We start from the raw sequence: 15,724 nt of genomic DNA on the forward strand, positions 1-15,724 counted from the left end.
CAGCTTGACTGGTGCGACGTTGCCGGCTGGTGGGAGTTGCACGTTCTCGGTGGATGTCACCGGTACGACCAGTGGCACGAAGGTCAACACGAGCAGTCCGGTGGACTCGAACGAGAGCGGCCCGGGTACGCCCGCCGCGGCGAGCATCACCGTCAGGGTTGCGGAGGCACCGACGATCGCCAAGGCTTTCGGTGCCACGACCATTCCGCTCAACGGAACGACGGCGCTGGAGTTCACCCTGACCAACCCCAACGCGAACACGACGCTGACCGGTGTCAGTTTCGTTGACAACCTTCCTGCGGGGTTGGTGGTCGCTACTCCCAATGGCGCGCAAACCGACTGCGCCTCCGGCACGATCGCCGCGACTGCCGGGGGCAGCAGCATCAGCCTCTTCGGCGCTAGCCTGCCGGCCAACGCAAGCTGCACCGTCTCAGTCGATGTCACCGGCACAACCACCGGAACGAAGGTCAATACCACCGCTGCCGTCACATCGGTCCAGAGTGGTCCGGGCGTGCCCGCCTCGGCGAGTGTCACGGTCGTCGCGGAGGTCGTCGCGGCGCCGACGATCTCGAAGGTTTTCGACGATTCCACCATTCCGGTTGGCGGGACAACCTCATTGGTTTTCACCGTCAGCAACCCCAACGCGAGTACGTCGTTGACGGGGGTCAGCTTCGTCGACAACCTTCCTGCGGGGCTGGTGGTAGCCACTCCCAACGGTTTGAGTGGCTCGTGCGGTGGTGGCACGATCGCCGCGACCGCCGGTAGCAGCAGTATCCGGCTGGCCGATGCGACATTGCCGGCTGGCGAGAGCTGCACGTTCTCGGTGAACGTCACCGGCACGACCAGCGGAACGAAGTCAAATACGAGCGGTCCGGTGGACTCGAACGAGAGCGGCCCAGGTGCTACCGCCTCGGCAAGCATCACAGTCGGCGCTGTCGCGGCACCGACGATCGTCAAGGCCTTCCGGGATGACATCATCCCCCTCAACGGGACGACGTCAGTGCGCTTCACCCTCCGCAACCCCAACCCGGCTATGTCGCTGACCGGAGTCAGTTTCGTCGACAACCTTCCCTCGGGGCTGGTGGTCGCCACTCCCAACGCCGCGCAGACCAACTGCGCCTCCGCAACGATTGCCGCGACTTCCGGCGGCAGCAGCATCAGCCTGGCCGGAGCGACCCTGCCGGCCAACGGGAGTTGCACGGTGTCGGTGAACGTCACCGGCAAGACTGCGGGGAAGAAGGTCAATACGACGGCCGCCACCTCGATCGAAAGCGGTGCAGGCTCTCCTGCCTCGGCAAGCATTACGGTCCGTAAGAGCATCTTGCCCGTTACCGGTAGCCGGATCTCCATCTACGCCGCGATCGCACTGACCACGCTCGGCCTGGGTGGAGTGCTCATCGTGATGAGTCACCGGCTGGCCCGGCGTAGGCGCCAAACCGCCTAGGCAGTGTCTCGAAGTCGGGTGCGGCGTGTAGGTGATCGATAGATAGCGAGGTCTCCGGTAGAGGGTTCACCAAGAACCTGAATACCGGAGACCTCGCGGCCGCCATAGCGGTGACGAGGCGGCACGACCTGACTGGCGCCCAGTGGAGGGTGTCGGCGTCGCTGCTGCGCGGACGCGGCCGGGCTGATCACCTGGGATGTGACGTAAGGGCATGGACCGGCGGGGTGCCACCTACCTGCCACGGACGACGGAGGTCGTCGCGGCGTATGTCGTCGGCGACGTGTTCATGTGCCTGTACCTGCTGATGTCGGCAACATCTGCCACTTCGGACCGCCGGCCGGTGCGGGCAGCGGTGGCCGGACGGGGTGGCACGACGCCTCCCACACTGAGTGTGGTCACATCGATGGTCACAGCTCAAGATCAAATAGCCATTACTGCGCGATACGTAGCGACAGGGGTTCGAGTCCCCTCGGCTCCACCCTTCACGATCAGGGCGTTCGTCGGACATGGCGGGTGCCCTTCGTCGTTCCGGTTGAGGAGAGTAGCCAAGCAAGTAGCCACAGCTATCTCCGCGGGTTCAAATCCCGCCGCCACCGCTCCTGACAGCGAGAACGCCCGGTCGGTCCGTCAGGGCCGGCCGGGCGTTCCGCGTGTGGTCTCAGTTTCGCCGGGACCGACTTGGTCCTGTCGAGCGTACTGACGGAGTTCGCGTCGGCGGTGAGGCGATGTCCTGCATCGTTGTCCGTGCTGGCCGGTCAGCACCAAGCGACGCCCCAGGATTGGAGCTTTCCGTCGGGCGCGTATTTAATCTTGAGGTAGTCGGTTGTGCCGGGGGCAATGTAAAAGCAGCTGCCCCACGAGCCGGCGATGTGGCCCTTGCGCCACGTATAACTTGAGCCGCAGTTCCGGTAGGTGAGGTACTGGGTTTCTCCGACAGTCCAGCTGCTGGCCCCACAGGGGTCGGCTTGTGCTGCGGATGAAGGAACAAGTAGAGCGAACGACATCAGCAGGGCAGCACTCAGTGTCGTTGCAGCGCGACGCATTTCCACTCCGCCAGGGTCTAGTAACCGATGTGTGGCCGAGCGGTAGCAGATGAAACAGCCAGTCCTCGCCAGTGCGTCGTGCGGTGAAGGGCTCACTCAAGCTGTAACCAGCTCGGCACGAGCATCAAATCATGCCTGGGTAGAGGACGTAAAGGCTTCGATGTCGACGACAATCAGCGACGGCGGTTTCTCTGTCAGGCGTTGTTGCCCCGCTGATGTGAAGGTCGGCGTGATGGATGGCCTCTTGAGCCCAGGAGGTCGCCCTCCGGGGGTGTCCCGCCTCTACCTCAGCCACTCGCTCACGTAGCCACTCGACGTCAGCGAGGGCGCGGTCGAGGGCTGCCTCGCCGAGTCCGCTGACGGCGGCCTTGCGCGGTGGTAGGCCGTGAGACGGTCCTTGATGCCCTTGCCCCGGCGCTCCCCAGCCATGCCGACATAGCTGAGCGGGGACGGCGCAGCAGGAGAAGCGCCGTGGGTTCAAGGACGAGATGCAGGCAATCCGTGAGCGACGTGGACTGCCGGTCGGCCAGAGCGAGTAACGGATGTAGGGCGTCGGTCCAGGCCCACTGGCCCATGATCGTCGGACGGGCGGGGGACGTTCTCGTGGTGAGAGTGGTGACGGACTGGTGACGGTCCGGGGATGGCGGCTGCGAGTGTCATCGCCAGCGCGCTGCGGTCGGCGCACAGTCCAGATCGTCCGGATCGCATACAGGACGGGGACTTCAAGTGCGGCGGCCACATCCGTGACAACAGGTGATGTCGTCCGGAAACCGGGCGGGGTCCTCAACGTCTGCCGTCATTCGCTCGTGCCACCGAAGAGAAGGAGAGAGCTAGCGTGTTATCTCGCACTCGTAGTCGCGGGGCTCGCAAGATACTGCTGACCGGTTTGGCAGCCGTGCTTGTCGCGACGGGTTCGTTGCTCGGTATCAGCGGGCCGGCGTGGGCCGCGCCGCCGCCCACCCCGGACTTCGGGCCTGCCATCGAGCCACTGGCGCCACTGGTGAGCCAGTCCACCTGCGATCCGACCGCGAAGCCGGGTGTGGTGGGCTTCAAGGATCTGCTTGTAGGACACTACGGCCACCACAACTGGAACATTGACAGGCCGTGTAGTTACGGAGGTCCCAGCGAGCACAAGGAAGGTCGGGCACTCGACTTCGCGCTGAACGCGAACAACTCGACCCAGAACGCACGCGCCAACGAGATCCTCAACTGGCTGCTCGCTACCGACCGGCACGGAAACGCGCACGCTCTCGCCCGGCGCTTCGGCATCATGTACCTGATCTGGAACAAGCGGATCTGGAGTGCCAGTCGCGCGTCTGAGGGGTGGCGGCCATACGATTGCAATCCTGGTGATGCAAGCGATTGCCACACCGATCACATCCACTTCAGCTTCAGCTGGCCCGGCGCCCGTAAGGAAACCTCCTGGTGGAGCGGGGGCCACGGCATCGGCGCGGATCGCATTCAGTACGGTGACTTCAACGGCGACGGCCTCGCTGATCTGCTCCAGGTCCGTGACAACGGTGACGTGGTGGTGTTCTGGAACTCGGGTGGGAACCCCAACTTCTCCTGGTCGAACAACCGGTTGGTCCTCTCCGGCATCCCCAACGTCGACCAGGTTCGGGTTGGTGACTTCAACGGCGATGGCCTCGCTGATCTGCTCCAGGTTCGTGACAACGGTGACGTGGTGGTGTTCTGGAACTCGGGTGGGAACCCCAACTTCTCCTGGTCGAACAACCGGTTGGTGCTGACCGGTATCCCCAACGCCGGCCAGGTTCGGGTCGGTGACTTCAACGGCGACGGCCTCGCTGATGTGATCCAGGTCCGTGACAACGGCTACGTCGTGGTCTTCTGGAACTCCGGCGGGAACCCCAACTTCTCCTGGTCGAACAACCGGTTGGTCCTCACCGGTATCCCCAACGCCGGCCAGGTTCGGGTCGGTGACTTCAACGGCGATGGCCTCGCTGATCTGCTCCAGGTTCGTGACAACGGTGACGTGGTGGTGTTCTGGAACTCGGGCGGGAACCCCAACTTCTCCTGGTCGAACAACCGGTTGGTCCTCACCGGCATCCCCAGCCCTCGACAGATCGGCGTCGGTGACTTCAACAACGACGGCCTCGGCGACGTGAGCCAGGTCCGCGACAACGGCAACGTCGTCGTCTTCTGGAACTCCGGCGGGAACCCCAACTTCTCCTGGTCCAACAACCGGTTGGTCCTCACCGGTATCTACCTCTAACCACACCAGCCCCGGGGGGCGTGGGATGATCCACGCTTCCCGGGGTCGTCCGGTCCGAGGAGCCGGCGGCTACCTGACACTCGACTTCGTCGCGTCGCCGGCGGACGGTAGGCGATGAGCAGTCGCCTGGACGTGGTCGAACGCGGCGAGTTGAGCCCGGATCTGGCCGAGCAGGCCGTCATAGCCCGTCTCGGTGGCTGCGGCAAGGGCTCTCAGCGCTTCCTCGCGGGCGTCGTCAATCTCGCCGAGCGCGTGTCGTGTCGCCGCGATTCCGGCCATCGCGACGACCGTCTGATACTGGGCGTCTGCCTGAACGGCGATGCTGAGCGCGCGTTGGTGCAAGGCCAGTGCACCGTGCCGGTCGGACCGCGCCAGGAGCACTGCGGCGAGAGTGTTGCAGGTGTCGGCGATCCGCTTTGGTTCTGCCAACTCGGTCGCGATCCGTAGCGCCTCTGATGCATGCGACTCGGCACGGTCGAGGTCGCCGGTTTGCAGTCGTACGAGCGCCAGGCCGACGAGGCAGTCGGTGTCGAGATGCCGGTTTCCGCACGCCCGGCTGCTGGCCAGCCCGCGGCGCAGCGCCTGCTCGGCGGTATGGGTGTCGCCGAGGTCCAGGAAGGACCGTCCCAGGCTTTCCAACGTGTTTGCCAACCCGTCTTCGGCGTCGAAGCGGCCGTAGATGGTCTCCGCCTGGCGCAGATACCGGATCGCAAGGTCGGGCCGTCCTCGGAGTCGCTGGGAGACGCCGAGGTTGTTGAGAACGCGTGCGTGCTGAGGCCGGTTGGGACGGGCCCCGCTCAGGCGGACGGCCTCAACCTGATACTCGATGGACTTGACGAGCTTGCCCCACTCGGCGTGGACGATGCCGAGGTTGTTCAGCGCGGTCTCCAGCCCGTCGCGCCAGCCGGCCCGAGTTGCCAGTGCCGCCGCCTCTTCCAGCTCACGAACAGCGTGCCGTGGCCGCCCGAGGCAGTGGTGCAGGTGAGACAGACCGAGGTGAGCCATTGCCTGGGCTGCGGTGTCACCCGCCTGGGCGGCGGCTTGCCTGACCGTCTCGCACATCGCCCGCCACTGGGGGATATGGAGTTGCCGGGCGAGGTAGCCCCGCAGTGGGTCGGCGAGGTACCACGCGATGGGATGACCGCGCTGCGCGGCAGTCGATATCGCCGAGGTGATATTCGCCCACTCCAGGTGGAACCACGTCAGGGCGGCTGCGTTGCCAGCAAAGGTGAAGCTCTGGCCAGCGACCTCGTCGGCGGATGGTGGCAGGCGCGTGTGTTGCGGGTAGAGCGCCCTGGCTGCTGCCCTGGCTCGGGACAGGTACCACGTGGCGAGGCGCTCGAAGGCTGCGTTGCTCTCGTCGTCTGTCGCCAGCTCTGTCGCGAAGTGTCGTAGCAGGTCATGGAGGCGGTACCGGGACGGGGCGCCGTTGTTGACCAAGCTGGCGGTGTGCAGAACGTTGAGCAGGCGCGCTGACTCCTCGTCGGAAACGTCGGCGATGGCGGCAGCCGCGCCCACGGTGTAGTCGTCGCCGGGCATGGTGCCGAGCAGGCGGAACATGCGTTGGGCAGCGACCGGCACGAGCCGGTAGGAAGACGAGAAAGCGGTACGTGCGGCGGTGTCCGGATCGCCGTCAACGACCAGCGCGCTCAGCGGGCTGCCATCGCTCAGGGCCGCGAGGAAGCTGCCGACTGTGCCGTGGCGGGTGGCGATATTCGCGGCGGCGATGCGAAGGGCCAGCGGGAGATAGGCGCACAGCCGTGCCAGCTGGGCCATCTCGGAGGGCTCGTAGGTGGCCTGCGTGCCGATTGTGGACGCCAGGAGTGACTGCGCATCGTCCTCGGCAAGGATGTCGATCGACATGAGGTTGGCGCCGTCTCGCGCGACGAGACCGGCCAGCCGAATGCGGCTGGTGACGATCGTGAAGGCGCCGGGGCCACCGGGCAGCAGCGGCCGTACCTGCTCGACCGAGGCGGCGTCGTCCAGGACGACCAGGGCCCGTCGGTCGGCGAGGATCGACCGCAGGAGGGCAGTCGCCTCGTCGAGATCTTCTGGCACGGAGGTCGGTGGAAGGCCGAGCGAGCGCAACATCTGGCCTAACGCCTCGACTGTGGTCATTGTCGTCGAGGGGCTGTGCCCGCGGAGGTTGAGGTAGAGGTGGCCGTCGGGGAACCGGTCGGCGACATGGTGGGACCAGTGCAGCGCCAGGGCAGTCTTCCCGATACCCGCCGTTCCGCAAATCACGACGACCGGCGGGTCGGTGGCCGCGTTGAGCATGCCGTCGAGAATGCGGATCTCGTGCGCGCGGCCAACGAATCCGGGAGCGGGCGGCGGCAACTGTCGGGGTACCGGAGACTGGGTTGTGGCCGCGCTCGTCGATCCGTGTCGAGGTTGAGGAACCGTACCGGGGACACCATGGCTGGCGGTGAACCACCCCAGCACGTCGGCACCGTCCAAGACGCGGCGATGGAGTTCCTGGAGGGCTTTGCCCGGTTCGATCCCCAACTCGTGAGATAACGTCGCCCGTGCCCGCCGGTAAACCTCTAGCGCCTCGCCCTTTCGGTCCGCGAGGTACAGGGCGACAATCAGCAGTTGATACAGATTTTCGTTGAATGGTGCCGTCGCGGTCGCGGAGACAAGTTCCGGGATCAGCTCTCGGTGCCGGCCGAGCGTCATGTCAAGGATGAGTCGTCGCTCAAGCGCCTGGGCCTGCATCTCTTCCAGCCGACGTGCCTGAAACTGGAACGAGGGGCCGGGTAGGCCGTCCAACGCCCGCCCTCGCCACAGCCCTAGCGCCTGCCGCAGATTGTCGGCTGCCTTGCGATACTCGCCCCGACGGGTGAGTGAATCCGCCTGCCGAAGACCCTCACGAAACCGAGCCAGGTCGAGCTGCGTGGTATCAACGTGCAAGACGTATCCGCTGCCGTGCGCCACGATACGGCCGGTATCCGCCTCGGCGGAGCAAAGAATCCGCCGCAGCGAACTCACTCGGTTCTGTACCTGTTTACGTACCGTCGACGGCGGTGGCTGATCGAACCACACTGCCTCCACGAGCTGATCAATCTGGACCACGCGGCCGGCATTCAACAGCAGCATCGCAAGTATGCCCCGCTCGCGGGGACCACCAACCTTGATGGGCTCGTGGCCCTTGACCACCTCGACCGGCCCCAGAAGGCGGAACTCGTGTGCGGGAGCCCGCACAGCCGCACCGTCCACCTCGACGTCCACAGATTCATGCAATGGAACACCCACTCCGTTGAGGCACACTCCCCGGAGGACCTACATTGGCGGCTACGCCGCGAGGAGCAGTGCACGGACGGCCACGAGCAAAGAGCCGCCATGGCCGCATTTCGATTGGCCGCGCCGCCGCGACCGGCAAGACAAGGTTCTAGGATGAATCGCGCCGAGGATTGCGGACGATGCCATCACTGACAGTTTGCAGGAGCACGGGCAAGGCTTCGTGGGCCGCCAGTGTCCCGTCGTCGACGGCCTCGGAGGCCGCGTAGACCAATGCCCATATCGATCGCTCGATCCAGGCCGATGGAGCGGTAGGGTCGATGGTGCCGTCCGCCTGGCCCCGACGGATGAGATCGATGACCGGGCCGTCGACTGCGGCGAACTCTGCGACGGCGGGGTGGTTGGCGACGGTGTGGTCCTCGAACAGGAACCTGATGCGGTCGCCGACCGCCAGGTAGGCGGCCACGAGTCGGTTCAGGGCGTCGAGCGGCGGTCCCTGGGTGATGGCGGCGGCCTCTGTGGCACTGACGATCTCGCCGATGCTGTGCCGGATCGCGGCAACCAGTAGATCGGCCCGGCCTGGGAAATGGCGGTGCAGCGTGGCCCGATGGGTCTCCGCGTGGTCGGCGATCTGGCTCAGGGTGGCGTCGCGGTCGCGGACCCACGCGGCGATTGCCGCCTCGATGATCGTCTGACGCGTGCGGCGACGTGCCGGCGATGGCACATCGGGGTCTGACTGCACGTCCGGACCCTAACATCCTCCCGCGACAACGCTATTGCTTTTTGCGACATCAATGTCGCATATCGGGCGGTGTTGATCGCTCGATCGTGACGACGAGCCGCTGTGCTCAGGGGCCGGACCTGCCGTGGCCGGGACCGGGTGCCCGGGGCGGCCACGGCGGTGGTGGGTCGGCTCAGCTGGCGGACGCCTCCAGCTCCCAGAGCGAGTGACCCCACGCGGTACCCCGGGCGGTGCCGTAGATCCGTAGGTAGCGACCATTGGCGCCGAGCGCGGTGTGCTCGTCCACCCCACCGTCGGCCCCGGTCACCGTCTTCACGTCGACCCAGGTGGTGCCGTCGTTCGAGGTCTGGATGCGGTACGAGCTGCTGTACGCCGCCTCCCAGCTCAGCTTGACCCGGCCGATCGCGGTCGGGCTGCCGAGGTCGACCCGGATCCACTGCGGGTCGGAGAACGCCGACGACCAGCGGGAGGTGAGGCTGCCGTCCACCGCTTGGGCGCCGGACATGCCGGCCCCCTCGCTGCTGGACGTCAGCGTCGGTTTGTTCAGCAGCAGGTTGGTGCCCGGCTGCGGCCCGCTGGTGCCGCCGTACACCTCGAATTCGAACAGGGAGTAGCCCCAGCCGGTGCCCCGGGTCGTTCCGGTGAGCCGGACGTACCGGCCGGAACCGGTCAGCCCGGTGAGGTCGTCCACGCCACCGTCGCCGCCGGTCACGGTGCGGATGGTGGTGAAGTTGACCCCGTCCGGCGAGGTCTGGATCTGGTAACCGCTGCCGTACGCCGCCTCCCAGGTCAGCTTGACCCGGTTGATGTCGTACGTGGCACCGAGGTCCACGTCGATCCACTGCGGGTCGCTGAACGCGCTGGCCCACCGGGTGCCGATCGCACCGTCGAAGGCGTTCCCGGCGACGAAGGCGTCCTGCACGCTGGAGGCGCGGGCCGGCTTGCCCCGGGCCAGGTTGGCACCGGGTTCCGGGTCGGGTCCGGGTCCGCCGCCGGGGCTGGTCGAGAGGGTGAACTCGTCGATGTCGAAGTACGGTCCGGTGCCCTTGAAGACCAGGAAGAGGGTGCGGGTACCGGTCGGGGCGGTGATCCCGCCGGTGACCGTGGCGAACGTGGCGTACCCGCCGGTCGGCGCCACCGTGGCCTGACCGACGAGCGGTCCGGTGGGGGAGTCGACCCGCAGTTCGATGGTGCCACCGCCGTCCGCCGGGGCACCGACCCGGGCGCTGAACGACTGGATGCCGGTCAGGTTGTACGGGTGGAACGAGATCCAGTCGTTGTTGTCGACGTACCCGATCGCCGCGCCGCCGTGCGCGCTGCCCGGGGTGACGACCTGGATGCCTGACGAGTCGCCGAAGTGCTCCGCCTGGCGCACCCGGGGCTGAAGGACGGCCTGGGCGTGCGTGGTGAGCGGTGGCTGACCGGCGCCACCGAGGTCGGTGTACTCGGCGTCGATGATGCCGAAGATGTTCGCCGCGGTGTCGTGCTCGCCGTCGACCGAGGTCTGGATGACCCCGGAACAGCCCTGCACGCTGCTGATCTGGTGGCCGTGTGAGTCGTGGCCGAGGACGTAGTTCACCTTCACCCGGGCACAGTCGATCGGGCCGTCCTGCGCGTCGGTGACCGTGACGCTGAACGGTACGGCGTCCCCGAAGGTGAACGTGGACCCGTTCAACGGCGTGTTCACGGTGACCACCGGGGCGCTGTTGCCGACCGTGATGACGGTGCTCGCGGTACCGACCTTGCCGGTGCTGTCCCGTACGGTCAGGGTCGGCGTGAAGGTGCCGTTGGTGGTGTAGGTGAAGGTCGGGTTCGCCGCGGTCGAGTCGGTGGTGCCGTTGCGGTCGAAGTCCCAGGCGTAGGTGAACGGGTCACCGTCCGGGTCGAGCGTGCCGGCCGACGAGAACTGCACGGTCAGCGGTGCGACGCCGCTGGTCGGGGTGGCCGAGACGACCGCCCGTGGGGCTCTGCCCTCGCGGGCGTACTCGATCCGGTAGAGGGCCGAGTTGGCGTCGCCGTTGAACCAGCCGGTGCCGTAGTCGAGCACGTAGAGCGCGCCGTCCGGGCCGAACTCCATGTCCATGACCTGGGTGCCGGTCCAGGGGAACGGGTTGATCTTCAGCGGCTGGCCGGCCGAGTCGAGCTTGATGTTCTTGATCCAGCGGCGGCCGAACTCGCCGGCGAAGTACGTCCCGTCGTAGTACTCCGGGAACGCCACGTCGGAGGTGTTGTCCGGGTCGAACCGGTACACCGGGCCGCCCATCGGGGACAGACCGCCACCGGTGAACTCCGGCGGGGAGCCGGAACCGCCGTACGGCAGCCACGCCGGGACGGCCGGCGGCAACTGGGTGAGACCGGTGTTGTTCGGCGAGTTGTTCACCGGCCCGTTGGCGCAGTCGAACTTCGGGCCGGACGGGCCGGACGGGAAGGTGTAGTCGTTGTACGCGTCGTTGCGGGCGGTGCAGTACGGCCAGCCGTAGAAGCCGGGCTTGTCGATCCGGGCGAACTCCACGTTGCCCGCCGGGCCCCGGTTCGGGTCGGCGGTTCCCGCGTCCGGACCGTAGTCGCCCAGGTAGACGACGCCGGTCTCCTTGTCCACGCTCATCCGGAACGGGTTCCGGAAGCCCATCGCGTAGATCTCCGGGCGGGTCCGCGCGGTGCCCGGCGCGAACATGTTCCCGGCCGGGATGGTGTACCCGCCGGCCGCGCTCGGCCTGATCCGCAGCACCTTGCCGCGCAGGTCGTTGGTGTTGCCTGCGGTGCGCTGGGCGTCGAAGGCCGGGTTGCGGCCGGCCCGCTCGTCGATCGGGGTGAACCCGCTCGACTCGAACGGGTTTGTGTCGTCGCCGGTGGACAGGTACAGGTTGCCGGCCGCGTCGAAGTCCATGTCGCCGCCGACGTGGCAACACATGCCCCGGCTGGTCGGCACGTCCAGGATCAGCGTCTCGCTGGCCAGGTTGATGGTGTTGTCCGCGTTGGCGGTGAACCGGGACAGCCGGTTCACGCCGTCCCACCGGGCGAAGTCCGCCGGCGTACCGGTGGTCGGCGCCCCGCCACCGGGGGTGTCCAGCGGTGGCGCGTAGAAGACGTACACCCAGCGGTTGGTGGCGAAGTTCGGGTCGACCTTGATGCCCTGTAGACCCTCCTCGTCGCCGGTGTAGACCGGCAGCGTGGCGGCGACCTTGGTGTTGCCGGCCGCGTCGGTGTGCCGGATGACGCCGTTACGGGAGGTGTGGAAGACACCCCGGTCGGGCAGCACGGTGAGGCTCATCGGCTCGCCCGTCTCGGCCGCGCCCTTTGCCAGCTCGACCTGCTGGAAGTTGCTGGTCACGGTCCCGCCACAGTCGGCCTCGGCCGCGCCGGCCGCGCTCATGATGCCGCCGAGCAGGTGGGTACGGAAGTTCGGCTCGGCGTACGACTCGTCGGTGTGTCCGAGGCCGGTGTACCAGGCCCGACCGCCGGAGTAGTTGTGGCACCAGGAGATCGGGTGGTCGTACCCGTTGCCGCCGCCGCTGTAGGTGCTCTCGTCCAGGGTGGCGAGCACGTGCACGCTGCCGCGGGGGTTGGTGCGGTAGTTGTACCACTCGTCCAGCCGGTTCCACCGCTGCGGCAGTGCGGCGGTGGACGGGTGGACCTGGTCGGCGACCTTGATGGTCGCGGTCTGGTTGGCCGGATGCGAAGCGAAGTACGCCCCGACCAGCCCGCCGTACCAGGGCCACTCGTACTCGGTGTCGGCGGCCGCGTGCACGCCCACGTACCCGCCGCCGCCCTGGATGTACCGCTCGAACGCTGCCTGCTGGGTGGCGTTGAGTACGTCACCCGTGGTGGACAGCCAGATCACCGCGGCGAACCGGTCCAGGTTGGCGTCGGTGAACTGGGCCGCGTCCTCGGTGGCTTCGACGGTGAACCCATTGGCCGCGCCGAGCTGCTGGATGGCGGCGATGCCGGGGACGATGGATCCGTGCCGGAATCCGGCGGTCTTGCTGAAGACCAGCACGGTGAACGGTGCGGCGCTGGCCGCGGGTGGCACCGCGACGATGCCGCCGGCCACGAGGATCGCGCTCAGTACGGCGCCGAGCCACGATCTCAGAGATCTGCGCACGGTGTGTCCTTTCGAGGACGGCGTGCGCCGATCACGCCTGGTGGGGTGAAGGTGGTGGAGCTGAGCATGCTCGCGGCCCGCTCAACGCGCCGTCGCCGGTGCGAGCGTGAGGCATGTGCATACATCGTTACGGTTGCGTGACGGGTGCGTCAAGCTCTTCAGCCAACTTCGTGAGAGCGTTATCTCAGCAGGTCAGGGCTGACTGACGGATCCCGTCGCAGGGGCCCGTTCAGGGAAGGGTGAAGTCGAGTCGGGTGACCTGGTCGGTGGTCACCGTCGCGGTCTGCGGTGCACTGTGCTGCTCGCCGGTGCTGACCACGATTTCGTACCGGCCCGGCGGAAGTCGCCACTCGTAGCGGCCGGCGTCTCCGGTCAGGACGCCGATCTCGGGGATCGCCGGTGCCGGCTCGTCAAGCGGAGTCACCTGCACGGACGCCTGACGCACCGGTTCGCCCGCCGGGGTGGTGACGGTGCCGGTCACGGTGCCGGTCAGGCTGGTTCGACCCGGCGGAGGCGGCGGCCCGTCGTCGGAGACCGGGTCGTCTCCGCGGAACGCCAGCAGGCTCGCCCCGATCAGCAACGGCGCGGCGATCAGGAGTGCGAGCACCCCGAGGCGCTTACGGCTCATGGCTGCTTCCTCACTGGCGATGACGGACAGTAGCTGGGACGTACCCGAGGCGGTGGCGGTTCCCGTGCGGGTGGGCGGCTGCTCGCCGACCCACCCGCACGGCAACTCGGGTCAGCTGTCAGCTGTTACGCCAGGTGATCAGATTGTTGAAGACGCTCTCCGTGATGCGGGTGCCGTGGTTGTTTGTGGAATGTGGCGAGGAGCCGTGCAGGCCGTACGCGTGGATCGCCATCACGCACTGCCCGACGCACCAGGAACTGCCGGCGGCCCGGGTCTGGTAGACCGGGCTGCCGCTCTGGCAGCCGAACGTGTCGTTCTGGTAGAACACCTGCCGGGCTTGGGTGACCGTGACGGTCTGCCCGGCGTGCCGCCACTGCTGGCCGAAGGTCTTGTCGCACGGGTAGCCGCTGACGGTGGTCGCGGTGCCGGTGAGCGACGCGCTCTGCCACCACATGCCGAACCAGCCGGTGCTGTTGCCGGCGGCGCAGCTCAACCGGATGGCGCCGTAGTCGTACGTCTCGTCGCCGCTCTGGGTCCAGCCGGTGACCGAGAGGAGTTGGGTGGCGGTGCACGTGCCGTACGGCGTCGACGCCCCGTTGCGTCCCGGGATGATCTGGAAGTCCCCGCGCGGGTAGAAGTTGTTGCCACCGCCGCCGTTCTGGCCGCCGCCCGGATGCACGCAGTGCCCGGCGGTGGCGATGATGCTCGGGCCGTAGAGCCAGCCGGTGCAGCCCCAGGTGCTGCCGTTGGTGGTGCGGACGATCTGCACGATGGCGCTGGACGGGAAGACCGTGGTCGGGTCGACCCGGACCCGGTTGTCGGTGCCGATGACGCTCTGGATGCCGATCGAGTCGCCGTCGGGCGCGGCGGGACGGCTGCCAGCGTCGAACCGGCTGCCTCCCGGCCCGGCCTTGCCGGTGCCGACCGATCCGGAGGTGCCGGAACCCCGTACGCCATCGAGGCCGCGCTGCACGGTGGGCAGCGCGACGGCGGCGGGTGCGGCGCCCGAGTCGGCGACCGCGCCGTGCACGTCGGCGCGGGCGGCGGCGGTCGGGGCTTGGGCGGTCGACGCGGCGGTGGCCGGTGCGGCGGCGAGCGCCGACGCCAGGACGGCGGTGATCCCGATCGCGAGGATGCTCCTCGGTCGGGTTCTGCTGGGCGGTGTGGACGTCACGAGAGCCCTCCTCATCCGAAGCTGGACGCTTCCGATGGGCAAGCTATATCGACCAGGTTGATCCACACTCGTGTGTGTCTGTCCGTCGACACCACTACGTTCAGTTTCGGACAGATCGCGCAACGTGTCGGCGTGGCGCACCGCCGGGCGAGTCAGATCGACTGACCGGCGACGACCGACAGGAGCCGGAGCTTGTGGTGGCTCTCGCTGCCCGGGACGGCGGTGAAGACCTGCAACAGCTGCGACTGGTCGGGGTCGACGAGGACCTGGCAGTGCAGTTCGAGCAGCCCGACCTCCGGGTGCTGGATGCGCTTGGGTGCGCAGTACGCCCCGGCGACGGGATGCGCGCGCCACAACTCGGCGAACTCGGGGCTCCGGGTCAGCAGGGCGTGCACGATCTCCCCGGCTCGCGAGTCACGACCGTCACGGGTGTACGCGCGATGCAGGTCAGCGGCGATGGTGCGGCTCTGCGCGGGATGGTCCGGTTCGGGGTGGAGGCGTCGGGTGTCCGGATCGGTGAACCAGCGGTAGTGCAGGCTGCGGGCCAGCCCGGTGTGCCGGGTCTCGTCGCCGAGCAGCGCACTGGCCAGCCGGGTCTGTGTCAGGGTCTCACCGAGATCGCTCACCACCTGGGCGGCGACGTCGCCGAGGCCGTCGAAGACGCGCATCATGCCGGGGTTGACGTGGTCGTTGCGTCGGATCCGTTGCGGCGCCGGGTATCCACCGAGCCGGAACAGGTGATCCCGTTCCACCACGGACAGCCGCAGTCCTCGGGCGATCGAGGCGAGCATCTGCTCCGACGGGCGCGGGCCGCGCTGCTGCTCGATCCGGCTGTAGTAGTCGGCCGACATGTCGCTGAGGGCGGCGACCTCCTCGCGGCGAAGCCCGCCGGTACGCCGCCGGCGGTGCCCACGGGGCAACCCGACGTCCTCGGGCTGTAGTGCCTCGCGTCGGCTCCGCAGGAACTCGGCGAGTCGAGCACGGTCCATGACGGCTCCTTAGGGTTGAAGTGTCTGGGGTTGGAGCCCTGGATGCCCAGGACGGCGAGGTGTGGCTGATGACGGGTTGCCCTGCGATGGCTCGGGAGGAATGGCCGCCTCGCTGTTCTGGACGCCCCGGCC

7 protein-coding genes and 1 pseudogene are annotated in these 15,724 nt (G+C 67.6%); 2 read left to right on the forward strand and 6 right to left on the reverse strand.

Features of this window, described 5'->3' with window-relative positions:
- Together KBX50_RS32000 and KBX50_RS32005 are read left to right on the forward strand one after the other, a co-directional pair.
- Window positions 1-1,444 (forward strand): annotated as a pseudogene (locus KBX50_RS32000) (DUF11 domain-containing protein); the annotation flags it as partial.
- Between the two features lie 1,938 nt (window positions 1,445-3,382).
- Window positions 3,383-4,720 carry a VCBS repeat-containing protein gene (locus KBX50_RS32005; protein ID WP_210941573.1) on the forward strand — a complete coding sequence of 446 codons (1,338 nt, stop codon included), beginning with the start codon at window positions 3,383-3,385 and terminating at the stop codon, window positions 4,718-4,720.
- Between the two features lie 69 nt (window positions 4,721-4,789).
- Here the strand turns inward: KBX50_RS32005 and KBX50_RS32010 are convergent, their stop codons facing one another.
- The 6 genes from KBX50_RS32010 to KBX50_RS32035 all read right to left on the reverse strand — a co-directional run bounded on the left by KBX50_RS32010 (window position 4,790) and on the right by KBX50_RS32035 (window position 15,592).
- Window positions 4,790-7,948 (reverse strand): AfsR/SARP family transcriptional regulator, encoded by a 3,159-nt coding sequence (locus KBX50_RS32010; RefSeq protein ID WP_210941574.1) that lies wholly within the window; start codon window positions 7,946-7,948, stop codon window positions 4,790-4,792.
- Window positions 7,949-8,108: 160 nt separating this feature from the next.
- The gene (locus KBX50_RS32015) at window positions 8,109-8,699 is read right to left on the reverse strand and encodes a TetR/AcrR family transcriptional regulator (RefSeq protein ID WP_210941575.1); all 591 of its coding nucleotides are present in this window, start codon (window positions 8,697-8,699) and stop codon (window positions 8,109-8,111) included.
- A gap of 172 nt (window positions 8,700-8,871) precedes the next feature.
- On the reverse strand, window positions 8,872-12,801 hold the full coding sequence (locus KBX50_RS32020) for a ThuA domain-containing protein (RefSeq protein ID WP_210941576.1): 3,930 nt from the start codon (window positions 12,799-12,801) through the stop codon (window positions 8,872-8,874).
- Between the two features lie 229 nt (window positions 12,802-13,030).
- Entirely contained in the window at window positions 13,031-13,429 is a 399-nt protein-coding gene (locus KBX50_RS32025) for a carboxypeptidase-like regulatory domain-containing protein (RefSeq protein ID WP_210941577.1), read from the reverse strand.
- A 118-nt stretch (window positions 13,430-13,547) separates the two neighbouring features.
- The gene (locus tag KBX50_RS32030) at window positions 13,548-14,603 is read right to left on the reverse strand and encodes a trypsin-like serine protease (protein WP_210941578.1); all 1,056 of its coding nucleotides are present in this window, start codon (window positions 14,601-14,603) and stop codon (window positions 13,548-13,550) included.
- 152 nt (window positions 14,604-14,755) lie between these two features.
- The gene (locus KBX50_RS32035) at window positions 14,756-15,592 is read right to left on the reverse strand and encodes a helix-turn-helix transcriptional regulator (protein ID WP_210941579.1); all 837 of its coding nucleotides are present in this window, start codon (window positions 15,590-15,592) and stop codon (window positions 14,756-14,758) included.
- Window positions 15,593-15,724: the final 132 nt, after the last annotated feature.

Source organism: Micromonospora sp. C51 (assembly GCF_018070435.1).
Classification (GTDB): Bacteria; Actinomycetota; Actinomycetes; order Mycobacteriales; family Micromonosporaceae; genus Micromonospora; species Micromonospora sediminimaris.

Bases quoted from the DNA above. Each gene is read 5' to 3' on its own strand.
- KBX50_RS32035 (WP_210941579.1), bottom strand. From the start codon at position 15,592: ATGGACCGTGCTCGACTCGCCGAGTTCCTGCGGAGCCGACGCGAGGCA.
- KBX50_RS32025 (WP_210941577.1), bottom strand. From the start codon at position 13,429: ATGAGCCGTAAGCGCCTCGGGGTGCTCGCACTCCTGATCGCCGCGCCG.